The organism is Nocardia cerradoensis NBRC 101014, from assembly GCF_000308535.1.
In the GTDB taxonomy this organism is placed as follows: domain Bacteria; phylum Actinomycetota; class Actinomycetes; order Mycobacteriales; family Mycobacteriaceae; genus Nocardia; species Nocardia cerradoensis.
Genome location: NZ_BAFW01000240.1, coordinates 64979 through 87438, shown reverse-complemented (window position 1 = coordinate 87438; position 22460 = coordinate 64979). Strand labels below are relative to the sequence as shown.

Below are 22460 nucleotides of genomic sequence, written 5' to 3'. Positions count from 1 at the left end.
AGTTTGCCGAAATAGTGCTAACAGGGGTGCTTGCAAGAGTTAGCACCCTCATTTAGAATCGACCGTACAACCGCCGGAAGGTGAGCAGTGTGATGGCACAGGAACCAGAGGTTTCTGATCGGAACACGGGGGAAACCGCAGAGACGTCTGCGGTTCCCGGAGACCGGGTGGGTCGCGTAGCCAACGCGGCGCACGACATCGGAGGCTTCATCCGGGCGCAGCGGGAGGCCGCTCAGGTCTCGTTGCGTCAGCTCGCACAGCTGGCGGGGGTGAGCAATCCGTACCTGAGTCAGATCGAGCGCGGATTGCGCAACCCGTCCGCCGAGGTACTCACGCAGATCGCCAAGGGTCTGCGCGTGTCTTCGGAGGTCTTGTACGTCCGGGCCGGCTACCTCGAACAGAGGGAGCACAGCCCGGTGCGGGACGCACTGCTGGCCGATACCGACATCACGGAGCGGCAGAAGCAGGTGCTCCTGGACATCTATGAGTCGTTCCGCCGCGAAAACGGTGGGAACGACAACGGAGGGAACGTCTCGGAATCCGTTCAGGGGGAATCCGAGGGGGGCGTTCCAGGGGGGAGCAGGGGCGGTGTGCCCGAGAGCCCGAGGGGCGGTGCACCCGAAAGCCCAAGGGACAACGAGGTTCCGCACCATGCCACCGATGGCAGTACTACCGAAATCTCGCCACGCCAGGAGAACGAACAACCATGACCCAGCCCAACGTCACTGTCACCAAGCCGATCTACGCGACCGTCGGAGCCGGTGACGCGCTCTACGCAGCGGTCAACGACATCGTCGACCGTGTCCGCGACCGCGCCGCCACCGTCGATGTGAACGCCCGCGTCGAGGAGGCTCGCGAGCGCCTGTCGAATCTGCCCGCCGATGTGCAGGACCAGATCGAGACGCTGCGCGGTCGCCTGACCGGACTGCCCTCCGAGCTGCCGGACGACCTCGCCGAACTGCGCGAGAAGTTCACCCCGGAGGAGCTGCGCAAGCTGGTCGACCAGTACTACCGCCAGCTGGTGGATCTGTACTCGGATCTGGCCGTGCGCGGTGAGGAGACCGTCGACCGGCTGCGTTCCAACCCCGGCTTCGACGAGCGGTTCGACAAGGTCGAGGGCATCTACACCGATGTCGTCACTCGCGCCGAGGACGTGCTGACCAAGGTGTCCGATCAGGCCCGCGGGTTTCTGGGCAAAGCGGCCGAGGAGGCCGAGGAGGCCGCCGCGGTCGTCGACGCCGAGGTCGTCGCGGTGACCACCGAGGCCGCCGCGGAGGAGCCCGCCCCGGCGAAGAAGGCCCCGGCGAAGAAGGCTCCCGCCAAGAAGGCACCGGCCAAGCCCGCCACGACCACCGCCGCGAAGAAGACCACTCCGGCCAAGAAGTAATTCGGCCGCAGGAGAAGACCGGCCGAGGGGTAATCCGGAACCGTCACACGGATCCGGGTCGTACCGGATCCCGCAACGCCCGCATGCGCACTGCCGCATGCGGGCGTTGCTTCTATCATGGGTGCTGTGTACCAGCTGACTAGTGCAATCCTGTGGCTGCTCTGGCTCGCCGCGATGGCCGCGACCATCTTCGCGCTGGTGCACGCGATTCGGCAGCGTGCCGACGCGTTCACGGCCGTGGACAAGCTCACCAAGCCGATCTGGGTCTCCATCCTCGCGGTCGCCCTCGGCTTCCTGCTGCTCGCCCGCACGCCGGTCGGCCTGCTGGGGATCGCCGCGGTGATCGCCACGGGCATCTATCTGGCCGATGTGCGGCCGAAGGTCGACGAAATTCAGCGCGGTCCACGCTGGTGAACCCGCCGTCCCCGCGCTTGCACTAGCAAGCACCCACTCCTTCGGGTTACTGTATCGATCAGTAACACACAAAGGAGTGTTCTCATGCAGGCAACGTTGCCCAGCACGGTGGCGGGGATCGCGGAGCGTCTCCGTGGGCTGCTGTCCGCCCATCGCGCCGCCCTGCGCACCCGGTCCTACGACCTGCCCGCACTGAATTCGCCCGCGGTGCCGTGTGAGGTGACCACGGTGACCGCCTCCGACGGTGCCCGGCTGCGCGTGCACAGCTACGGTCCCGCCGACGGCGAGGCGATCGTGCTGGCGCACGGCTGGACCTGCTGCATCGAATACTGGAATCCCCAGATCAACGCCTTCGCCGGCGACTACCGCGTGATCGCCTACGACCAGCGCGGTCACGGCGAGAGCGAATCCGGCACCGCGCCGCTGACCACCGACCTGCTGGCCGACGATCTCGCGGCCGTGCTGGACGCCACCCTGCGTCCCGGTCAGCGTGCGGTCCTGGTGGGGCACAGTCTCGGCGGGATGACCATTCAGGCCTGGGCCGGCCGATATCCGCGCCAGGTCGCCGCGCGGGCCGATGCGGTGGTGCTGGCCAATACCGCCTCCGGCGATCTGATCGCCGAGACCACCGTGGTCCCGCGGTTCAACCGCGGTCCGCTCGCGCTGCCGTTCCCGGTCGGTCGCCTCGGGCTCGGCCTGCCGGTGGTGTTCCCGCCGATCGGGCCGGTGAAGTGGATCTTCCGCCGCCAGATCATGAGTCTGGCCTCCACCGGTGAGGTGGTCGACTTCGCCCTGGCGATCGTGCGCTCGTGCCCCGCGATGGTGCGTTCGCACTTCGGTTTCCTCCTGGCCGAACTGGCCCTGCAGAGCTGTACCCGCTGCCTGACGGTGCCGACCACGGTGATCGCCGGTTCCGCGGACGATATGACGCCGCCGGTGCACTCCGAGCGCCTGACCGAGGAACTGCGCTCGGTCGGCGCGTTCCGCAAGCTGGTCGAGCTGCCCACCGGACACTTGGGCAACGTCGAGGCATACGAGGCGTTCAACGACGAACTCGCCGAGGTGCTGGCCGAAACCTATGCCGCGCGGCGCATGCGCGAGGCCACCGCGTAGCGAGTTCGGCAATCATGTAGCGAATTCTGCGTAGCACTTGCGTGGCGCCGGGCGATAGATGCGGGTAGTGGGACGTTGCGCCGGCGGCCGTGAATGCCGTTGGGCGGAATGGGTATTCGGTGTGTGCGGGGATGCGAGCAGCGCTGAGGTGCCGCTTTGCCGGACAAAAGGGCTAAACCGGAAATTCTTCGCTGCTTGCACTAGCAAGCGCCGTTGCTAGCGCGGTAACGTGCGGTAGGACACAAAGGAGTGCTCATGCTGGTGAACCTGCCCGAGAACGTTGCCGATCTACGGACCGGCATCGGCGCGCTGACCGGCGGATATCGCGCGAAGATGCGTTCGCGGACCTACCGCACGGCCGAGTTGAACTGCGCACCCGACGCCGAGGTCCTCTCGGTCACGACCACCGACGGTGCCCGGCTGCGCGTCCACGCGTACGGCCCGGCCGACGGCGATGTGATCGTCTTCGTGCACGGCTGGTCCTGCTGCCTCGAGTACTGGAACCCGCAGATCAACGCCTTCGCCCGCGACCACCGCGTCATCGCGTTCGACCAGCGCGGTCACGGTGCCAGCACCCTGGGAACGGGCCGGTTCGACGCCGAACAACTCGCCGACGATCTGTGCGCCGTCCTGGACGCGGCGGTGCCCGCGGGACGTAAGGCCGTGCTGGTGGGACACAGTATGGGCGGCATCACGATTCAGGCCTGGGCCAAATTCCACCCGGAGCAGGTGGCGCAGCGCGCGAGCGCGGCCCTGCTGCTCACCACGACGGCGGGCGATATCGCCGCCGAAACGCGAGTACTCCCCATCTTCAACGACATCGTCCCCGCCCCCAACTGGCTGGGACGTGCCCTGTTCGGCCAGCCCGTGCCGTTCCCGGCCGGCGCCCCGGTGCGCGGAATCTTCAAGGCGCGCATCATGAATCGGTACGCCACGGCGGACCAGGTGGATTTCGGCCTCTCGATCGTGCGCTCGTGCCGTCCGCTGGTGCGGGCGAAATACGCACTGGCGCTGATCGAACTCGAAATCCACGGCGCCGCAGCGAATCTGTGCGTCCCCACCAGCGTCATGGCCGGCGCCTACGACAATCTGCTGCCGGAGAGCATGTCGCGCAAGATCGCCGACGAGCTCGCCGCGGCGGGAAATCTGGATCGCTATTCGGTCCTCGCCACCGGACACCTGGCGAATATCGAAGCGAGCGCGGAGTTCAACGCCGAACTGCGCCGATTGATCGAGGTCACTCGCTTCGGCCGCCGTGCGGTGGCGGGCTGAGCGCCCGGCGACGGCCCGCCGGGGCTGGACGTACCCGCGACGCGGGTGCATCCTGGTGACCCACGTTCGGATCGGGAAGTCGCCACGAGACCTGTCGTAGCGGAGCCGCGCTGCCGGCTCCGCGCGGCGAGGACGGCAACACGACGCTGAATCGTGTTGTCCGCCAAGGCCGGTCAAGGGCGCCCGGTCTTGGCCCGCCGCGTAACGAGAAGGTCCGCTAGGAGAACACGACGGTGCGCCGCCCGTGCACCAGTACTCGCCCCTCCAGATGCCAGCGCAGTCCGCGCGCCAGCACCACCCGTTCGATGTCGCGGCCCTGCCGGACCATGTCACGCACGGTGTCGGCATGGTCGATGCGGCTGACGTCCTGTTCGATGATCGGCCCCGCATCCAGATCGGCGGTGACGTAATGACAGGTGGCGCCGATCAGCTTCACGCCGCGCGCGAAGGCCTGATGGTACGGCCGCGCCCCCACGAACGAGGGCAGGAAGCTGTGATGGATGTTCAGCGCCCGCCCGGCCCAGTGCTCACACAGGTCGGCCGGCAGCACCTGCATGAACCGCGCCAGCACCACCGCATGCGGATCGTGGGCGTCGGTGAGCTCGCGTACCTGCTCGAAGGCGGGGCCGCGTTCGGCCGGATCGGCGGGAAAGGGCACGTGGTGGAACGGAATACCGTGTGCGCGGGTCATCTCGCCCAGATCCGGATGGTTGCCGATCACCGCTTCGATGGTGGCGGGCAACTCACCGCTGGCGGCCCGCCCGAGCAGATCGTGCAGGCAGTGCCCGTCGCGGCTGACCAGCAGGACGGCGCGACGGCGGCGCCCGGAATCCAGCAGTTGCCAGTCGGTCTGCGGGCCCAGTTCGGCGGCCACGACGGTGAACCGCTCGCGCAACTCGTCGATGCCGAACGGCACCGTCGCGGCCGCGATGGCCTGGCGGGTGAAGAACCAGCCGGTGTCGGGGTCGGAGTGATAACCGGCCTCCACGATCGACCCGCCGAATTCGGCGATGAACGAGGTGATGCGGGCGATGATGCCCGGTCGGTCGGGACAGCCCAGGCTCAGGACGAAACGCCGATCATCGGCTGACACGGTGCCACTCATGCGCACGATCCTCGCAGGTCGCGCCCAGTTCGATCACGGCACCCGGGCGGCGGGCCGCAAAGCCGGTCCGGGGTAATCGAATTCGCGTGCTGTGCCAGACTTGGTCCTCATGTCCGACACCGCCCCCACCGCCTACACCCGCGCCCAGGTCGCCGCGATGATCGATCACACGCTGCTGGCCCCCGAGGCGACCGCCGCCGACGTCGCGAACACCATCGCCGAGGCTCGCGCACTGGGCGTCTACGCGGTGTGCCTGTCGCCGTCGATGCTGCCGGTGACCGCTCCCGGGCTGGCGGTCGCCACGGTCGCGGGCTTCCCCTCGGGGAAACACCACTCCCTGGTGAAGGGCGCCGAGGCGCGATTCGCGGTGGAGCAGGGCGCGGCCGAGGTCGACATGGTGATCGATGTCGGCGCGGCGATCGCGGGGGACTACAACGCGGTGCTCGCCGATATCGTCACCGTGCGCGAGGCGGTCGAGGACCGGGCGCTGCTCAAGGTGATCATGGAATCCGCGGCGCTGTCCGATGCGGCGATCGTCGAGGTGTGCCGCGCCGCCGAACGCGCCGGCGCCGACTTCGTGAAGACCTCCACCGGATTCCACCCCGCGGGCGGAGCCGAGGTGCGGGCCGTGCGATTGATGCACGAGACCGTGGGCGGGCGGCTCGGCATCAAGGCCAGCGGCGGCATTCGCACCGCCGCCGCGGCCGCCGAACTGATCGCCGCCGGTGCGACCCGGCTGGGGTTGTCCCGCTCGGCGGACGTCCTCGCCGGCTTCCCGGAGTAGGGCCCGGCGATCAGCAGCGGATCTGAGTGTCGCCACCGCCCTGCAGGGTGGTCGGCCCGCCGCGCAACGACACCGAGATCCCGTTGTCGGTGACCTTCACGCTGGTCGGCTGCATACCCAGCGGGTAGTTCTGCAGGCTCTGCGTCATCGACTGCACGATGCTGTCGACCAGATCGGTGGGCAGCCCCAGCCCGAGCAGTGACGCCGACTGCGTGCTGACCTCGATCTTGCCGTTCACGATGTGCGGCTGAACCTTCAGATCGGCGATCCCGCCCAGCACCTTGACGTCCAGGGTGCCGCCGGCCGGGTCCGATTCCACGCCGGAGACGAGACCGGTCAGGGTCTGGGCGATGCCCTCGTTGCTCCAGGTCGCGTCGGCGGAGCTGCTGCCGACCTTCGCGCCGCCGCGCCCGCCGTCGAGCAGGGTGATGTCGTTGAGCTTGGCGTGCACCTTCATGTCCACGGCCGGGCCGAACTTCGCATCGTCGCTGTCGACGGTGATGTATTGGACCTTGTGGTCGACAGCGGTGAGCAGCAACGGCTTCGGCCCGAATCCCACATCGACCTTCGACCCCAGCTCCTTCTCGACCTGGGAGGCCATGCACTGCTGATTCTTGTGCCGCAGATAGGTTTCGGCGCCCGCCGCGGTGCCGACCAGTGCGAGCAGCACGACGAGTCCGACGATCAGTGCTATGCGCCGCCCGTTGCGGCGTCGGGGTTCACCCGCCGGTGCGGGAGCGGGTACCGCGGTGTCCGGAGTGGTCATGGCAACCGATTCTTCCCGAGCTTTCTGAGCCCGCTCTGTGGAGCCTGTGAGGCTTGTCATGCAGAGAGTTCCGATTGTGACATGCGGCACATCGGTCCGGCGTAACCTGGTCCCCATGTCCGCGCACGATCCAGGAGATGCCGCGGCTGCGCGCCGACCGGGGGATTCCGAGCAAGGGTGGTGGGTGCTGCGCCGGCTCGCCGATCGGCACGCCGGATACTTCACCACGCGCATCGTATTGCGTGCCGGATGCGAGCAGCGCATCCGCGGCGCCCTCTCCGACGGTTCGGTGATCCGCGTCGGCCTCGGCATCCTGCGCATGGCCGATTGGCCGGACGGCCCACTCGACGAATACGCCATGTGGGCGGCCTGGTTCGACGGCGCCGCGGCCGTCTCCCACCACAGTGCCGCCGAACTGCACGGCCTGGGCCGGCTGCGCCCGCGCTTCCTGCACCTGTCCGCGAGTGCGGGCCGCCCGCCCGCGGCGCCCCGGCTGGTGGTCCTGCGCCGCGATCTGCACCGCGGTGATGTGGAATCGGCCGGTGCGTTCCTGGTGACCACGCCCGTGCGGACCGTCCTCGATCTCGCCGAGACCGGGATCGGTCAGGGCGCGCTGGACGAGGTGGTCGCCGACGCGGTCGCCATCCATCGCTGCATTCCACACGAAATCGCTTCGGCGAGTGCGGGTTTGGCGCCGCATGCGGCCGCGCGGGTGCGCCGCGCCCTCGCCGCGGCCTAGGGCGAGCAGCACCCTCGTCGTGCGGCCGCGGGAGACACGAAATCAGCCGGGCCGCACGCACTCCCACGGGACCGAGAGCACACAGTCACGCATCCGGCGGCGATAGTTCCGGACCGGAAAACCCTGCTCGCGCAACAGTTGCGCCGCCGCCCGCCAGCGCACGCGCGGACCGTACACCGCCATCGGCGCGGCATGTGACCACGCCCGGTCGGCGGCGGTCAGCAGCGTGTGCACGCGTTCGCCGGGGATATTGCGGTGGATCAGCGCCTTCGGCAGGCGTTCGGCGATATCGGAGGGTTTGTCGACGGCGAACGGATCCCAGGCCAGCGTCAGCGAGATCGGGCCCTCGCGGTCGAGCAGAATCCACGCGCAGCGCCGGCCCAGTTCGTCGCAGGTGCCTTCGAGCAGCAGACCCTCGGGCGCGGATCCGCCGAGAATGGTCGCCCACGCTCCCGCGACCTCGCTCTCGTCGTATTGCCGCAGCACGTTGAACGCCCGCACCAGTACCGGCCGCAGGCCCGCGAGTTCGAATCCGCCCCGGGCGAAGCGCACGCCGTCGCGATCGGGAACGACGCGTGCGGGATCGATCTCCAGACCGACCACGCGCATATCGCCGCGAACCCGGCGGAGCCGCGCCGCCAACTCCAGCGTGGTCACCGGACTCGCCCCGTAGCCCAGGTCGACCACCAGCGGATCCGCGGCCGATCGCAGTCGCCGCACCACCAGCGGGTCGTGGATCAGCCAGCGGTCGCTGCGGCGCAGCCGGTTGATTCCGGTGGTTCCGCGCGTGATGGCGCCCACCGGCGCGGTCCGGGCATGCGGTCTCATCGCGGTGACGCGGGTGTGCGGTGGAACAACGAACTCAGGCCGTCGGGCGCTGCTCTTCCAGCCACTGCTGGGTGAATTCGGCTTCGGCGCGGAACAGGTCGACGAGGTTGACCAGCATCATCTGCTCGAGTTTGGGGCCCAGCATCGGAATGAAGACCTTCGCCACGGGTGAGGTGCGCAGGGTGCAGCCGGTCTCGGTGGGAAACAAGCGCACGGTGCCGGTCAGCGTGCCCGGACCGGCCGGAACCGACGCGCTGAACTCGCCCTCCACCTCGGGGCCGAACGGCCCGTAGCTCTCCTTGCGGGTGATCACGAGATCCTTGCGCATCACGGTCTGCGCGATCTCGGGCAGCATGTCGCGCGGCAGGATGTGGCGGAGTTCGAGTTCGATGCCGTCCCCGTCGGCCTGCAGGTGGACCACCTCGTTCGGCGAGTGTTTGCGCATCTCCTCCATCCGCGCGTCCCAGTAGGCACGGTTGGACAGCGCCGCGTACACCTCTTCGGTGGTGTGCAGCGGGTAGCGAGCGGAATAGTCCAGTCGGCGGGCCATGGGGGACCAGGGTACTGGTCCCCGGCGCGCGTCCGGATCAGTGGTTGGTGATCCAGGTGTTGGTGAACTCGGTCTCCGAGGCCAGCAGTTCCAGCAGTTTCTCGGCCACCACGGCCTCGATCTTCTTGCCGAACAACGGGATCGTCACCTCGACCGAGCCGTCGACGACAGCCTGGGAGGCCGTGCCGGAACCGGTCAGGGTGACCGTGCCGCGCACCTTCGCGGGCGCACCCTCGACGTGGGCTTCGAAAACGCCGGACAGGCCCTCGTAGTTCTCGGTACGCGGGATGATCAGATCGCCCGGGCGCACCGAGGTGATGGCGGGGGGCAGTTCGGAGGCGGGGATGGTCTGCACCATCTCCACGCGGAGCCGATCACCGTCGGCCGAGAAGGAGTCCAGCCGCGCACCGGGCCCGCCGACCTCCTCGACGCGGTCCTTCCAGTACTGCTCGTCGGCGAGCGCAGCACGCACCGCCGCGGCGGGGTGCGCGTAGTGAGCTGTGTACGCCAGGGGTGTCGCCATGGTGTGACACGCTACCGTCTTTCGATGTGCAGACATCTCGAGTGGTGGCATTCGACAACGTGCGTGAGTTGCTGAGCGCGACCGGCGCGCAGGTGCGCGAATCGGTGCCGCTGGCGCAGCTGACCACGCTGCGGGTCGGCGGACCCGCGACGGTCGCGGAATGTCGCACCACGGAGGCACTCGTCGAGACGGTGCGCACCCTCGACGCCGCGGGCGTTCCGGTGTTGCTGATCGCCGGTGGTTCCAATCTGCTGATCGCCGACGGCGGGTTCGACGGCGTGGTCGTCCGCATCGCCACCGACGCCGTCGAACTCGGATCCGGCAGCGTGACGGCCGAGGCGGGCGCGGACTGGGACGGTGTGGTCGCCGCGACGGTCGCGGCCGGATTCGGCGGACTCGAATGCCTGTCCGGAATTCCGGGTTCGGCCGGCGCGACGCCGGTGCAGAACGTCGGCGCCTACGGCGTCGAGGTGGCCCAGGTGCTGCGCCGGATTCGGCTGCTGGATCGCGCCAGCGGCGAAATCCGCTGGGCCGCACCGGAGGAACTCGGCTTCGGTTATCGCACCTCCGTGCTCAAGCATTCCGATCGCGCGGTGGTGCTGGCGGTGGAGTTCGCGGTGAATCCGGACGGTGCCAGCGCTCCGCTGCGATACGGCGAACTGGCCCGCGCCTTCGACGCCACCGACGGCGAATCCCGTCCCGCCGCGGCCGTGCGCGAGGCCGTGCTCGCGCTGCGGGCCGGTAAGGGCATGGTGCTCGATGCGGCCGACCACGACACCTGGAGTGCCGGTTCGTTCTTCACCAACCCCGTCGTGGCGCACGATCGGGCGCCGGCCGTCCTCGACGCGATCCGGGCGCATGTGGGAGATATCACTATTCCGACCTATGCCGCCGAGGGCGGGGTGAAATTCTCCGCGGGCTGGCTGATCGAACGAGCGGGTTTCGGTAAGGGTTTCCCAGGTCCGGAGGCTCCCGTCCGGTTGTCGACGAAACATACGCTCGCCCTGACCAACAGGGGTTCTGCCCGCGCCGCGGACCTGGTGGACCTGGCGCGCATCGTGCGGGCGGGCGTCGAACAGCGCTTCGGAATCAGGCTGGAACCCGAACCGGTGACCGTCGGTCTCCAGCTCTAGGGGTGGCGTGCGCCACGTCGCGATCGGGCCGGGCTGTCGGAGGAGCGCGGTAAATTCGCGGAAGTGAACATTCGAGGAATTGCCGGCCGCCGGGCCGTACTGGCCGGGGCCGGCCAGCTGGCGGTGGCCGCGCTGGTGGCCGGATGTTCGGGCAGTGGCGGCAGCGGTTCGTCCGCGCCGAAGGAGTCCGGCCCGGTCGCGAAGCTGACATTCGAGCCCGGTAGTGGAGCCGCCGACGTCAACCCGGTCGCGCCCGTCTCGGTGACGATCACCAGCGGCCGCATCGACCGGGTCGCGCTGACCAATCCGGACGGTAAGCAGGTCACCGGCACCCTGTCGCCCGACGGGAGCAGTTTCAAGGTCACCGAGCCGCTCGGCTACGGCGTCACCTACACCTGGTCGGGCACCGCGGTCGGCACCGACAACAAGCCGGTGACGATCGAGTCGAAATTCACCACCCTCGCCCCCAAGCAGACCGTGCCGGCCACCATCAATATCGGCGACGGTCAGGAGGTCGGTATCGCCGCGCCGATCATCCTGCAGTTCAAGAAGCACGTCGAGAACAAGGAAGCGGTCGAGAAGGCCCTGACCGTCACGACCACCCCGGCAGCCGAGGGCGGCTGGGCCTGGCTGCCGGACGAGAACGGCGGCTCCCGCGCGCACTGGCGCCCGCGCAACTACTGGGCGCCCGGCACGACGGTGGCCTTCGCGGCCAAGCTGTACGGCCTGGATCTGGGCGGCGGCGCCTACGGCAACTCGGATCTGTCCTCGCAGTTCACCATCGGCCGCAGCCAGATCGTGAAGGGGTACGCCCCCAGCCATCGGGTGCAGGTGATCCGCGACGGGTCCACGCTGTTCGACTTCGCGTGCAGTTACGGCGAGGGCAACGAGGCGCGCAATGTGACGCGTTCGGGTATCCACGTGGTGACCGAGAAGTACGAAGACTTCCTGATGTCGAATCCGCCGTTCTACACCAACGTTCGCGAACGCTGGGCGGTACGCATCTCCAACAACGGCGAATTCATCCACGCGAACCCGGAATCGGCGTCCGCACAAGGCAATACCAACGTCACCAACGGCTGCATCAACCTGAGCACCGGCGACGCCCAGCAGTACTTCCCGACGGCCATGTACGGCGATCCGGTCGAGGTGACCGGCACATCGATCGCCCTGTCCGCCGCCGACGGCGACCTCTACGACTGGACCATCGACTGGGACACCTGGAAGACCATGTCGGCGATCCAGGGCGAGCCCGCACCGGTGGTGTCGGCGACCCCGGTGGCGCCGGGGCCGGTTCGCGGCGGGAGCTAGCGAACCCGCTCACCGCCCCGGCTCAGCTGCGGCGGGCGAAGCGGCCGGCGTCGGCCTGGTCGCGCGGCTTCACCACGATGGTGTCGAGGTTGACATGCGGCGGGCGGCTCGCGACGAAGCCGATGATCTCGGCGATGTCGGTGGCGAACAGCGGGTCGATACCCTCGTAGACCTTGGCCGCGCGCTCGGTGTCGCCGCCGAACCGGACCAGCGAGAATTCGGTTTCGACCGCGCCCGGCGCGATTTCGGTGAGCCGCACCGGCTTGCCCAGCAGTTCGCCGCGCAGCGTGCGGTGCAGCACGGCCTGCGCGTGCTTGGCCGAGGTGTAGCCGGCGCCGTTGTCGTAGTGCTGCAGGGCGGCGACCGAGGTGACGGTGACGATCAGCCCGTCACCGGAGTCGATCAGTTTCGGCAGCAGCGCCTTGGTCACCCGCAGCGTGCCCAGGACGTTGGTTTCCCACATCCACCGCCAGTCGTCGAGATCGGCCTCGGCGACGGGTGCCAGCCCCTTGGCCCCGCCCGCATTGTTGACCAGTACGTCGGCGCGTTCGACCGCATCGGTGAACAGGCGCACCGACGACTCGTCGGTGACATCCAATTCGATTGCGGTACCACCGATTTCGTCGGCCAGTGCCTGCAGCCGATCCATCCGGCGCGCTCCCACGTAGACGTGATAGCCCTGTTTGGCGAGCTCGCGGGCGGTAGCCTCACCGATTCCCGAACTCGCTCCGGTGACGACGGCATGACGGGTGCTCATGGGAACCGAGCCTAGCGTGCGGGCATTGCCGCAATCGCGGCCCGTTAGCCTGACGAGCATGGCGATTCGGGAAGTGGTCAGCGCGGACGGAACCAATATCGTGTATCAGGTCTCCGGGCCCGAGCAGGGACGTCCGCTGGTGTTGCTGCACGGGTGGGCCGGCACGTTGCGGTGCTGGGGTCGTGCGGCGGAGATTCTGGCCGAGACGTTCCGGGTGATCGCCGTCGATCTGCGCGGGCACGGTTACTCCGGTGCCCCCGAGGCCGGCTACGACGATCCGAAGCACTGGGCGGCCGACGTCGCCGCGGTGCTGGCCGGTGAGGACATCACGGCCGGCGCGGTGCTGCTGGGCTGGTCCTACGGCGGCATCGTGCTCAGCGACTATCTGACCGCGTACGGCACCGGTGCCCTGGCCGGGGTCGTGTACTGCGGATCGCAGGCGGGTATCGGCCGGGGCGTCGAGGGTTCCCAGCCCGGGCCGGCGATGCAGAAGGCGATTCCGGACGTCTTCGAGGAGAGCGCGGGCCGGGCGATGCGGGGATTCGCCGCCTTCGGCAATGCCAACACCGGGCCCGGCCGGGACAAGGGCGAAGACGCCCAGCGCCTGTTCGGCGGCAGCCTTGCGACCCCGCCGCGGGTCCGCAAGGCGCTGTTCTACCGCACCGTCGACAACACCGAGACGCTGCGCAACCTCGACGTTCCGGTCTTCGTCATGCACGGCACCGCGGACCCGGTGGTGCCCGTCGAGAACGGCCGCTACATCGCCGAACAGGCCCCCGAGTCGCGCACCTCGTTCTGGGACGACGCCCAGCACGGCCTGTTCGTCGAGGACCCCCGGCGCTTCGCCGATGAACTGACCGAATTCGTTGCGTCGCTACGGTGATCCCGCGCACACCCACCTCCCAGCCTTGGGTGTGACTACGCTCACTCGAGCCCCGCGCGCATAACGGTTGACGCGCCGAGGCGTGCACACTGGAGTGTGTGAGTTATCGCCCGGATCAACGTCCGCATCGGATCGCGGTGTTGTCGGTGCACACCTCTCCACTCGCGCAGCCGGGTACCGGCGATGCGGGCGGAATGAACGTCTATGTGCTGCAGTCGGCGCTCCAGCTGGCTCGCCGCGGCGTGGAGGTGGAGATCTTCACGCGGGCGACGTCCTCCAATGACGAGCCGGTGGTCGAGGCCGCGCCGGGGGTGCTGGTCCGGCATGTGGTGGCGGGACCGTTCGAGGGGCTGGACAAGCACGATCTGCCGACTCAGCTGTGTCCGTTCGCGGCGGAGGTGTTGCGCCAGGAGGCCCGGCAGCTGCCCGGCTACTACGACCTGATTCATTCGCACTACTGGCTGTCGGGGCAGGTGGGCTGGCTGGCCCGGGATCGGTGGCGGGTGCCGCTGGTGCATACCGCGCACACGCTGGCCGCGGTGAAGAACGCATACCTGGCCGAGGGTGATGCGCCGGAACCGCTGTCGCGGGTGGTGGGCGAGAAGCAGATCATCGCCGAATCGGATCGGCTGGTCGCCAATACCGCGGAGGAGGCCCGCCAGCTCGTCGAGCTGTACGGCGCCGAATCCGGGCGGATCGACGTGGTGCCGCCGGGTGCGGATCTGTCCCGCTATCGGCCCGGTGACCGGGCGGCCGCGCGCGCTGAATTCGGTATCGCGCCGGACGAGCAGGTGGTGGCCTTCGTCGGCCGGATCCAGCCGCTCAAGGCCCCCGATGTGCTCGTGTTCGCCGCGGCCGAGGTGCTGCGCGCCGAACCCGAGCGCAAACTGCGGGTGCTCATCGTCGGCGGGCCCTCGGGGACGGGTCTGGATCGTCCCGACGCGTTGATCGAGCTGGCCGCCACGCTCGGTATCTCGGATCGGGTGACGTTCCTGCCGCCGCAGCCGCCGCATCGTCTGGTGCAGGTGTACCGGGCCGCGGATATGGTCGCGGTGCCGAGTTACAACGAGTCGTTCGGCCTGGTCGCCATCGAGGCGCAGGCCAGTGGCACGCCGGTGCTGGCCGCCGACGTCGGCGGGTTGAGTACGGCTGTGCGAGACGGAGTTTCGGGCACGTTGGTCTCGGGCCACCAGGCCGACGAGTGGGCGGCGGCCCTGCGCGGACTGCTCGACGATCCGGAACGGTTACGGCGGATGGGCGCGGCCGCGGTGGATCATGCGGCCGGCTTTTCCTGGGAACACACGGCCGACGGTTTGCTCGACTGCTACGGCGAGGCGTTGGCCGGACCTCGGGGTGTGCGTTCGCGAATGCCGGGTACGTTGCTGACAGAGGGCAGTCAAGCCAGGTCGCGGGCGCTGTGGCGGCGCCGGATGGGAGTGGTACGCCGGTGAGTGACACCATCGCGCAGACCGCGCAGTTGATCGACGACACCGTGCGTGAGCGCGAGATCGACTACACCCGCGAGGGCCGGGACACCTTCGTCGTGGTGCTGCCCGGTGAGCGCAAGCTGAAGACGACGGTCATGCTGACGGTCGGTAAGCACGGCGTGCGCGTCGAATGCTTCGTCTGCCGCAAGCCCGACGAGAACTTCGAGGGCGTCTACAAATATCTGCTGCGCCGCAACCGCCGCCTCTACGGTGTCGCCTACACCCTGGACCGGGTCGGCGACATCTATCTTGTCGGCCGCATCGCGACCCATGCCGTGACCCCGGACGAACTGGACCGCGTCTTCGGTCAGATCCTGGAGGCGGTCGACGGCGACTTCAACGTGCTGCTGGAGCTCGGTTTCGCGGAATCCATTCGGCGCGAATGGAAATGGCGCGTCTCGCGTGGCGAATCGCTGAAGAATCTGCGGGCGTTCGAGCATCTGGTCGACACCGAGGAATCCTGAGGACCGTCCGCCCCGCCCGATGCCCGGCGCCGGGTACCGTGCATCCGATCGGGTGATGCGCTGAGGAGGCGGTGGCGAAATGGCTGTGCTGGCTGTGGATATCGGCGCGACCAAATTCGCGGCCGCCGTCGCGATATCGCCGATCGGCGCGGTGCCGGGCGACGAGTCCACCGCCGCGCGACCGGCTGCACTGCGGCATATCCACCAGGTGGGCGTCCCCCCGCGCGACGTGTGGGAGACCTGCCGTGAGCTGCTGCGCCGGGTGGTCGGCGCCGCATCGGCCGACGAGGCGTGTGGCGGTGCGGATTTCGAGGTGACGGTGGTAGGTATCGCCGCCGCCGGACCGGTGGATGTCCGTACCGGCAGCACCGCACCGCTGAACATTCCCGAGTGGCGCGACGGATTCCCGATCGTCGCCGCCGTGCGGGAACTGTTCCCCGCGGCCGATATTCGATTCGTGATCGACGGCGCGGCGTTGGCGTTGGCGGAGTATCGGGTCGGCGGATTACGCGGTGTCCGTTCGGGATTGGCGATGACGGTCTCCTCCGGTATCGGTGGCGGCATCATCAGCGACGGCCGAGTGGTGTCGGGGCGCACCGGAAATGCCGGGCACGTCGGGCATATCGTGGTGCCCGGCTGGGATGTGCCGTGCGCCTGCGGCGGGGCCGGATGTGTGGAGGCTGTCGCGAGCGGGATGTCGTCGGTCCGCTGGGCGCGCGAACAAGGCTGGCCGGGGACCACCGGGTTGGATTTGGCGCGTGCCGCCGAAGCCGGTGACCCGATCGCCCTGGCAGCATTGTCTCGCGCGGGAACCGCACTGGGACAAGCTATTTCGTCGGCGGCCGCGACGCTCGACATCGACCGTGTGGTGATCGGCGGCGGTTTCGCGGAATCCGGCGGCCCGCTCTGGGAGCCCCTGCGCGCGGCGGTGGCGAGACATGCCCGCCTCGGCTTCATCCGCGAGCTGGAAATCCTGAAATCGCCGATCACGGACGGAGCTACGCTGGTGGGCGCGGCGGCTCTCGCGAGCGAGTGAGGACCGGTGACCGTTCGCGGGCCGACGCCACTCACGCCCCGCGATGCCGCGCCGGTCTTGCGCCGCTATCCGTTGTCGATACTGCGCACATGCGCCACAAGCGCATTCGCATGCCCGTGCCCCAGGCCGTGCTCGCTCTTCAACCAGGCGACGAGCTCCATATGCTTGGCCAGCTCGGAGCCGCGAATGATCGCGAACCAGTCCTCGACGGGCCGTCCGTACTTCTTCTCGATGGCGGGGAAGTAGGACGCGGGCCCCTTCACCGCGGGGGTGCTCTGTGTGCTCATGGTGGGTTGACGGTCTCGACCGGCGGAACTCATCCACGCTGGAAAGTGATGTGAGACACATCTGCCGCACTGCCGATCGGGTGGCTCAGTGCTGTTCGGCGAAGTCGCGCAGGAGTTCTCCGGTGGGCCCGGGCTCCTCGATCATCGGGCTGTGCCCGCAGTCGAGCGATTCGATCCGCACTCCCGGCACGTTCCGGTAGTCCTGGAACGATGCCGCCGGCCAGCGGTGGTCTCCGGAGCCGTAGAGCACCAGGCTCGGCAGCCCGAGATCGGCGAGGCGGTCCGGTTCCCGGCGTTCGCGCAGATAGACGTCCGACGCGTCGGAGGTCGCGGTGATACTGCGGTACGTCATGCCGTGGAAGTCGTCCACGAGCCGCTGTGGAATCGCGACGTCGCGAGTGAACGCGCTGCTCATGGCGTATCGAATGGCGGCATCCGGGAGCAGCGGCCACAGCGGTTGCCCGATCTGCGGGACGAACAGCAGGTTGCCGAGCGGACCGTTGTCGGTGAAGGCGTCCAGTCGCGACCCGGTGCTGATCAGTCCGATCGCGGTGATCAGGTCACGGCGCTGGGCGGCGAGTTCGGTCGCCACGTATCCGCCGGTGGAGTGCCCGACGACGATCGCGCTCCGCACGCCGAGCCGGTCGAGGACCGCTCCGACGCGATGTCCCTGTTCGGCCATGCCGTAACCGCTGTCCGGTTTGGCCGATCGGCCGTGGCCCAGCAGGTCGACGCGCACCACGTAGAAGTCCGTCAGCGCGGGCAGGACCGGATCCCACCACGAGACCGAGCCGCCGGTCCCGTGGATCAGCACCACCGCCCGGTCGCTCGGCGCCCCGCTGGTGACGACGTGGATATCGCCGTCCGGTAGCCGCACCGTCCGGTCCACGGAATCGTCCGGTGCGGCCGTCGCGACCCCTGCGGTGTTCCCGACGAGCAGTGCGGTGAGCGCGGTGACCAGCAGCAGCATCGCGCGTTTCGCTCTTCCGGCAGCGGCAGTTCTCATATCTCCTCCTGAGGACGATGGCGGATGCCATGACTGTCCCGGAGGACGCGGGTGCGCGTCTTGTAGAAATGTCGGCCGCTACCGGCTGTCCGTCAGTCGACCACGCCCCAGTGCAACACCCGGACGGTGAACAGCACCAGCCCCAGCGAGACCGTCGCGACCACGACCAGGCCGACCACCGCCACCGCCAGGGGCCGCCATCCGCTGCGCCCCAGTTCCCGGAAATCGGTGTTGAGACCGACGCCGGCGAAGGTGAGCAGGAAGGCCCATTTCGACAGATTGGCCAGGTTGGCCAGCTGCGCCTTGTCGATCCAGTGGGCGGTCGCCAGCGCGGAGACCGCGAGGAAGCCGAGGACGAACTTCGGGAACTTCGCCCACACGAAGGCCGCCTTCGCGCGCAGACCGGGCGCGATGGTGTCGGCCTCACCGCGGGAGGCCCAGTACAGGCCGAAGCCCAGCACCACGAATCCGATGAGCGCGTTGCGGGTCGATTTCACCAGCACCGCCAGTTTGCCGGCGGCGTCGGAGTAGGCGTAGCCGGTCGCGGTGGTTTCGGCGGTGTTGTCCACGGCCAGACCCGACCAGAGGCCGAATTCGTGATCGGTCAGCCCGAGGCCGTGGCCGATCGCGGGAAGCGTGAACAGCGATACCGCGCCCAGCGTCAAAATCGCCGCGATGGCGTAGCCGACGTCCGCATTGCGGGCCCGGATGGCTCCGCGCGCGGCCACGATCGCCGAGACGCCGCAGATCGAAGTGCCCACGGCCAGTAGTGATCCCAGTTTGCCGGACAGGCCGAGCAGCCGTGCCACGGTGAGAATGATCGCGCCCGCCACCGTCATATCGATGAGGATCAGCACGAAGCTGGTGCCACCCAATTTCGCCACGTCCCCGAGGACGAAACGGGATCCCAGCGCCACGATGCCGACCTTCAACCAGAATTCGTAGGTGCCGATACCGGGCTTGAAAATCCGATGCACCCCAACCGTGTTGGCGATGATCAACCCGAAGACGATGGCCCAGAGGACATATTCGATATCGGGGAAGCGCCAGTGGTGATCGTGGACGAAGTCGTTCACCCAGATCTGGGTGTACTTGCCGAGCAAGCCGACCGCCACCAGCAGGGCGATGCCCGGCAGATAGGCCAGAGCGCCGCGTAGATTTGCCGATTCCTCTGTCGCGGTTGTCGTTTCGGTAGCCATGGCGATCACCACGGAATCTTCGGCAGGGCGTTGGCGACGGCGAGCAGCACGAACGCGCCCGCGACGATCACCGCCCACCAGTCGACACCGATCCGCCGGAAGACGGAAGGTTCCGGGGCCGATGCCCCCGAACCTTCCCGGTCGGGTACCACACCCGGTTCACTCATGGCCGACTCCCTCATAGCCGTCGATCGCGGTGACTTCGGCGATCAGGCGTCATCATGAGCGGCGTCGAGTCGGCGGGAAAGTAATCGAATCAACAAGATTCGAGAAGGACGGGACTAGCGTTCCTTGCCCGGGTCGGTGACTTCGCGTGCCAGCGGCTGGGTTCGGCGCATGGAGGTCCACGCTTCCAGATCTTCGGCGAGGATCGCGTTGAGTTCGATCATCGCCTCGCGGGCGAGCAGGTCGCGGTCCTCGTGCTGGGCTCGCCGCAGTTCGACGCCGCGCAGCAATGTCTGGAGCTGGCCGATGATGACACTGCGCTGGATCCACATCTCCCGATGGCGATACAGACCGTCCCAGGCGGTGACCACGCCGATCGAGGCCGCGAGTCCCGTGCTGAGCAGGCCGATCCACGGCGCCTGGAAGACCGCCACCGCGGTACCGAGCACGGCGATGACACCGTTGGCGACGGCGGTCCATACGACCACCCGTTTGGCCCGGGTCTTGACGACCAGGCGGGAGCGTTCGTACTCGTTCCGGTAATAGATCAGATAGTGCAGGCTCACGGTCAGGGCGTCGGCGTCGCTGGGTGGCGAAGGGGGACTGTGCAGCCCCGAGGAGTGACTTCCGCGCGTATTTCTCGACAGTCGCATGGAACAGGGAGGTCCTAGCGGGAGTGCGGTGCTGGGTTGATACGGAGGTGGATAAGGTAGCAGAAGTGGTTGCATTTGGGTGGCATTTTCAGCTACACTGATCTCACCGCCGTGTTGCGGCAGGCTCGTGCACTGGAGGGTTGAGACCGATGACCGTTGCGAACGCTCTCGCCATCACCAGTCATGTCGATACGGCCAAGCTGCGTCCGGCGGAGCTCGCGCGGCAGCTCGTACAGCATCTGGGTCCGACCCTGGTGGCGCTGATCGCCGGGGTCCGAGACCGCAAGCTGCCGCACAAGTGGTCCCATGCCGAAGGTCCGACGCCCAGGGATGCCGCCCTGGCTCGCCTGCAGGTCGCGCATCGTTGCTGGATCATCCTGGCGACCGCCGAGGACAGTGATGTGGCGCGGTCGTGGTTCATCGGAGCCAATCCGCGACTGGGTGAGGAGTCGCCCGCGCTGGCCATCCGTGCGGACCGATTTCGCGAGACCATCGCTGCCGCAGTGGCATTCGTCGACGGCTCGGACAACTGAGCGGGTCGACCGAGGCGCGCGGTGAAGCCCTCTTTCGATAAACTTTTCTCTTTGGGAAGCTATCGGAAGAGGGAGACCGGTGTCTGTGCGCGAAATCCGAAATGCTCGGCGCTGCGCCAAGACCGGATTCGCGCTTCTGCCCGCAGCCTCTCGGGAGGTCTATCGGCTGGCGAAACCGTCCTACGGGCCGCTCAATCCGCTCCAGCGCGGGATCTCCAGCGACGAATCACGGGCGGACTGGAACCGCTACGACGTCGAAGGCCAGCAGACCGTGTACGCCGCCAGCACCGAACAGGGCGCGTACGGTGAGCTTCTCGCGCCGCTCAAACCCAAACTTCCCCGGCGCGCGTCCCACTATTTCGACGATGTCGCCTCCGACGACGAGCTCGAATCGCTGATCAAAGAGGAATGGCAGAGCTCGGGATATCGGCCGCCTCGCGAGCTGAACATGTTGTGGCTCAGCGAATACCGGCTCTACCACCTGACGCTGCCGACGCACGGATGGTTCATCGATATCGAGGCGGCCTCCAGCCTGTCGGCGATCGCGCGGTATGCCCCGATCGCACTCGTGGAGCGCGGTCTGCGGGAGGTCACGGTGGCCGAACTGCGCGGCGGCGAACGCTGGCTCACCACGGCGATCTCCACGCGGATCTGGCAGATCACACTCGACGACGACAGCCTCGCACACGGCATCGCCTACGGTTCGCGGCACGGGAGCGAATGGGACTGCTGGGCCATCTGGCTGCGCCGGACCGGTCTCGCGCACACCTCGAACGGACTCGTCACATCGGCGGATCCGGGCGCCGAGGTGTTGCCCCCGCCGATCAACCCCGCTCTGCAGGCGATCCTGACCGCCTACGATCTCACCGTGAGCTGGTAGGTCGCGTCCGCGGCGGTCGGAAGCCTGCGATCCGGCGCAGCTGAAATTCGCCGGCACGGCACCGCTAGCATGACCTGCATGACGTACACCCTCGTGTTGCTGCGCCACGGCGAAAGCGAATGGAATGCTCTCAATCTGTTCACCGGCTGGGTGGATGTGCACCTGACCGACAAGGGTGTCGCCGAGGGCAAGCGGGCCGGTGAGCTGCTGGCCGAACACGGCATTCTGCCCGATATCGTCTACACCTCGCTGCTGCGCCGGGCGATCAGCACCGCGAATATCGCCCTGGACGCCGCGGATCGGCACTGGATTCCGGTGGTGCGGGACTGGCGGCTCAACGAGCGGCACTACGGCGCGCTGCAGGGTAAGAACAAGGCCCAGATCCGCGATCAGTACGGCGACGACCAGTTCATGATGTGGCGTCGCAGCTACGACACCCCGCCCCCGCCGATCGAGGCCGACAGCGAATACAGCCAGAACGGCGACGCGCGCTACGCCGGCATCGACGTGCCGGCGACCGAATGCCTGAAGGACGTCGTCGCCCGCATGGTCCCGTATTGGGAGTCCACGATTTCCCGCGAACTGGTGGCCGGAAAGACCGTTCTGGTTGCGGCGCACGGAAATTCACTGCGCGCGCTGGTGAAGCATCTGGACGGGATTTCCGACGAGGATATCGCCGGCCTCAACATTCCCACGGGTATTCCGCTGCGCTACGAACTGGACGAAAATCTGCGTCCGATCGGTCCGGCCGAGTATCTGGACCCCGAGGCGGCAGCCGCGGGTGCGGCGGCGGTCGCGAGCCAGGGCGGTAAATAGGCCGGATTCTTCGCACTTTCCGACGCGCCGCGGTTATCGACCGCGGCGCATCGTCGTATCTCGAAGGCGCTGCGTGCGAACGATTTCCGGATGTCGAAGTTCCGCCGCTGCCGCCTGCGAATATGCGATACTCGGCATTCTGTGAGCTGCATCTCTTCTGCCGATTCGTAGCTATCGAATTGCCCCTGTGGCGGTTCGTATTCCGAATTGCCCTGCCGATAGTGGCGTCCGGGCCGGTGAGGAGTGGTGTGGATAACTCCCGGCAGGTAAACCGCCGGGCTTTCCGCTGGTCATCGACGTGGATGAGAGGCTGAGAAGTTGAGAAACTCTTCGTGCAGAAGTTGTAACCGCTGGTTTGCAACTTACTCC

General features: G+C 67.9%; 27 protein-coding genes. 16 read left to right on the top strand and 11 right to left on the bottom strand.

Annotation, left to right across the window (positions count from 1 at the left end):
• Positions 1–92 precede the first annotated feature (92 nt).
• The 5 genes from ON23_RS39425 to ON23_RS25295 all read left to right on the top strand — a co-directional run bounded on the left by ON23_RS39425 (position 93) and on the right by ON23_RS25295 (position 4186).
• Positions 93–710: a helix-turn-helix domain-containing protein gene (locus ON23_RS39425; RefSeq protein WP_051043290.1), complete on the top strand. Its 618-nt coding sequence runs from the start codon at positions 93–95 to the stop codon at positions 708–710.
• Positions 707–1387, top strand: a complete 681-nt coding sequence (locus tag ON23_RS25310; RefSeq protein WP_039781216.1) for a heparin-binding hemagglutinin — start codon at positions 707–709, stop codon at positions 1385–1387. The genes ON23_RS39425 and ON23_RS25310 overlap by 4 nt, the downstream gene beginning before the upstream one ends.
• A 117-nt stretch (positions 1388–1504) precedes the next feature.
• Entirely contained in the window at positions 1505–1801 is a 297-nt protein-coding gene (locus tag ON23_RS25305; protein WP_030516156.1) for a DUF2516 family protein, read from the top strand.
• An 84-nt stretch (positions 1802–1885) separates the two neighbouring features.
• Positions 1886–2914, top strand: a complete 1029-nt coding sequence (locus tag ON23_RS25300; protein WP_039781215.1) for an alpha/beta fold hydrolase — start codon at positions 1886–1888, stop codon at positions 2912–2914.
• A 255-nt stretch (positions 2915–3169) separates the two neighbouring features.
• Positions 3170–4186, top strand: coding sequence for an alpha/beta fold hydrolase (locus ON23_RS25295; protein WP_039781214.1), 1017 nt, complete (start codon positions 3170–3172; stop codon positions 4184–4186).
• Between the two features lie 217 nt (positions 4187–4403).
• Here the strand turns inward: ON23_RS25295 and purU are convergent, their stop codons facing one another.
• A complete protein-coding gene (purU, locus tag ON23_RS25290) occupies positions 4404–5291 on the bottom strand; it encodes a formyltetrahydrofolate deformylase (RefSeq protein WP_039781213.1) in 888 nt (295 codons plus the stop codon).
• A gap of 109 nt (positions 5292–5400) precedes the next feature.
• Between purU and deoC the strand changes: the two genes are divergently transcribed.
• Positions 5401–6075 carry a deoxyribose-phosphate aldolase gene (gene deoC, locus ON23_RS25285; protein ID WP_039781212.1) on the top strand — a complete coding sequence of 225 codons (675 nt, stop codon included), beginning with the start codon at positions 5401–5403 and terminating at the stop codon, positions 6073–6075.
• Positions 6076–6085: 10 nt separating this feature from the next.
• On the opposite strand, the gene ON23_RS25280 is transcribed toward deoC, so the two are convergent.
• Positions 6086–6841 carry an LmeA family phospholipid-binding protein gene (locus ON23_RS25280; protein WP_083904222.1) on the bottom strand — a complete coding sequence of 252 codons (756 nt, stop codon included), beginning with the start codon at positions 6839–6841 and terminating at the stop codon, positions 6086–6088.
• Between the two features lie 115 nt (positions 6842–6956).
• On the opposite strand from ON23_RS25280, the gene ON23_RS25275 reads away from it, so the two are divergent.
• Complete coding sequence (locus ON23_RS25275; RefSeq protein WP_039781211.1) at positions 6957–7580, top strand: hypothetical protein; 624 nt, start codon at positions 6957–6959, stop codon at positions 7578–7580.
• Positions 7581–7622: 42 nt separating this feature from the next.
• Here ON23_RS25275 and ON23_RS25270 read toward each other — a convergent pair whose 3' ends face one another.
• The 3 genes from ON23_RS25270 to ON23_RS25260 are packed head-to-tail and all read right to left on the bottom strand — an operon-like array spanning position 7623 to position 9481.
• Entirely contained in the window at positions 7623–8408 is a 786-nt protein-coding gene (locus ON23_RS25270) for a hypothetical protein (protein WP_039781210.1), read from the bottom strand.
• A gap of 34 nt (positions 8409–8442) precedes the next feature.
• Positions 8443–8958, bottom strand: coding sequence for a DUF2505 domain-containing protein (locus ON23_RS25265; RefSeq protein WP_039781209.1), 516 nt, complete (start codon positions 8956–8958; stop codon positions 8443–8445).
• A gap of 37 nt (positions 8959–8995) precedes the next feature.
• Complete coding sequence (locus ON23_RS25260; protein WP_039781208.1) at positions 8996–9481, bottom strand: DUF2505 domain-containing protein; 486 nt, start codon at positions 9479–9481, stop codon at positions 8996–8998.
• Positions 9482–9573: 92 nt separating this feature from the next.
• Between ON23_RS25260 and ON23_RS25255 the strand changes: the two genes are divergently transcribed.
• Both ON23_RS25255 and ON23_RS25250 read left to right on the top strand, forming a co-directional pair.
• Positions 9574–10614, top strand: coding sequence for a UDP-N-acetylmuramate dehydrogenase (locus ON23_RS25255; protein ID WP_051043308.1), 1041 nt, complete (start codon positions 9574–9576; stop codon positions 10612–10614).
• Between the two features lie 69 nt (positions 10615–10683).
• Positions 10684–11925 carry a L,D-transpeptidase gene (locus ON23_RS25250; protein ID WP_245556103.1) on the top strand — a complete coding sequence of 414 codons (1242 nt, stop codon included), beginning with the start codon at positions 10684–10686 and terminating at the stop codon, positions 11923–11925.
• Positions 11926–11947: 22 nt separating this feature from the next.
• Here the strand turns inward: ON23_RS25250 and ON23_RS25245 are convergent, their stop codons facing one another.
• Positions 11948–12682 (bottom strand): SDR family NAD(P)-dependent oxidoreductase, encoded by a 735-nt coding sequence (locus ON23_RS25245; RefSeq protein WP_039781205.1) that lies wholly within the window; start codon positions 12680–12682, stop codon positions 11948–11950.
• 58 nt (positions 12683–12740) lie between these two features.
• Here ON23_RS25245 and ON23_RS25240 point away from each other — a divergent pair, with 58 nt between their 5' ends.
• From ON23_RS25240 to ON23_RS25225, 4 genes are all read left to right on the top strand, one after another.
• Positions 12741–13565 carry an alpha/beta fold hydrolase gene (locus tag ON23_RS25240; protein WP_039781203.1) on the top strand — a complete coding sequence of 275 codons (825 nt, stop codon included), beginning with the start codon at positions 12741–12743 and terminating at the stop codon, positions 13563–13565.
• 98 nt (positions 13566–13663) lie between these two features.
• A complete protein-coding gene (gene mshA / locus ON23_RS25235) occupies positions 13664–15016 on the top strand; it encodes a D-inositol-3-phosphate glycosyltransferase (protein ID WP_039781202.1) in 1353 nt (450 codons plus the stop codon).
• The gene (locus ON23_RS25230; protein ID WP_369974801.1) at positions 15013–15516 is read left to right on the top strand and encodes a type III secretion system chaperone family protein; all 504 of its coding nucleotides are present in this window, start codon (positions 15013–15015) and stop codon (positions 15514–15516) included. The genes mshA and ON23_RS25230 overlap by 4 nt, the downstream gene beginning before the upstream one ends.
• A gap of 79 nt (positions 15517–15595) precedes the next feature.
• Complete coding sequence (locus ON23_RS25225) at positions 15596–16552, top strand: ROK family protein (RefSeq protein WP_039781200.1); 957 nt, start codon at positions 15596–15598, stop codon at positions 16550–16552.
• Between the two features lie 65 nt (positions 16553–16617).
• Here ON23_RS25225 and ON23_RS25220 read toward each other — a convergent pair whose 3' ends face one another.
• The 5 genes from ON23_RS25220 to ON23_RS25205 form a co-directional block, all read right to left on the bottom strand.
• A complete protein-coding gene (locus ON23_RS25220) occupies positions 16618–16839 on the bottom strand; it encodes a DUF4287 domain-containing protein (RefSeq protein WP_039781198.1) in 222 nt (73 codons plus the stop codon).
• An 85-nt stretch (positions 16840–16924) separates the two neighbouring features.
• The gene (locus ON23_RS25215) at positions 16925–17845 is read right to left on the bottom strand and encodes an alpha/beta fold hydrolase (RefSeq protein ID WP_039781197.1); all 921 of its coding nucleotides are present in this window, start codon (positions 17843–17845) and stop codon (positions 16925–16927) included.
• Between the two features lie 92 nt (positions 17846–17937).
• Positions 17938–19044, bottom strand: a complete 1107-nt coding sequence (locus ON23_RS25210; RefSeq protein ID WP_039781267.1) for a YeiH family protein — start codon at positions 19042–19044, stop codon at positions 17938–17940.
• A gap of 5 nt (positions 19045–19049) precedes the next feature.
• On the bottom strand, positions 19050–19211 hold the full coding sequence (locus tag ON23_RS38565) for a hypothetical protein (RefSeq protein ID WP_167331894.1): 162 nt from the start codon (positions 19209–19211) through the stop codon (positions 19050–19052).
• A gap of 114 nt (positions 19212–19325) precedes the next feature.
• On the bottom strand, positions 19326–19862 hold the full coding sequence (locus tag ON23_RS25205) for an SLATT domain-containing protein (RefSeq protein ID WP_157170290.1): 537 nt from the start codon (positions 19860–19862) through the stop codon (positions 19326–19328).
• 149 nt (positions 19863–20011) lie between these two features.
• Here ON23_RS25205 and ON23_RS25200 point away from each other — a divergent pair, with 149 nt between their 5' ends.
• From ON23_RS25200 to ON23_RS25190, 3 genes are all read left to right on the top strand, one after another.
• Positions 20012–20395: a hypothetical protein gene (locus tag ON23_RS25200; RefSeq protein WP_030516176.1), complete on the top strand. Its 384-nt coding sequence runs from the start codon at positions 20012–20014 to the stop codon at positions 20393–20395.
• Between the two features lie 85 nt (positions 20396–20480).
• Positions 20481–21275, top strand: a complete 795-nt coding sequence (locus ON23_RS25195) for a hypothetical protein (RefSeq protein WP_039781195.1) — start codon at positions 20481–20483, stop codon at positions 21273–21275.
• Positions 21276–21353: 78 nt separating this feature from the next.
• Positions 21354–22091: a phosphoglyceromutase gene (locus ON23_RS25190; RefSeq protein ID WP_039781266.1), complete on the top strand. Its 738-nt coding sequence runs from the start codon at positions 21354–21356 to the stop codon at positions 22089–22091.
• Positions 22092–22460: the final 369 nt, after the last annotated feature.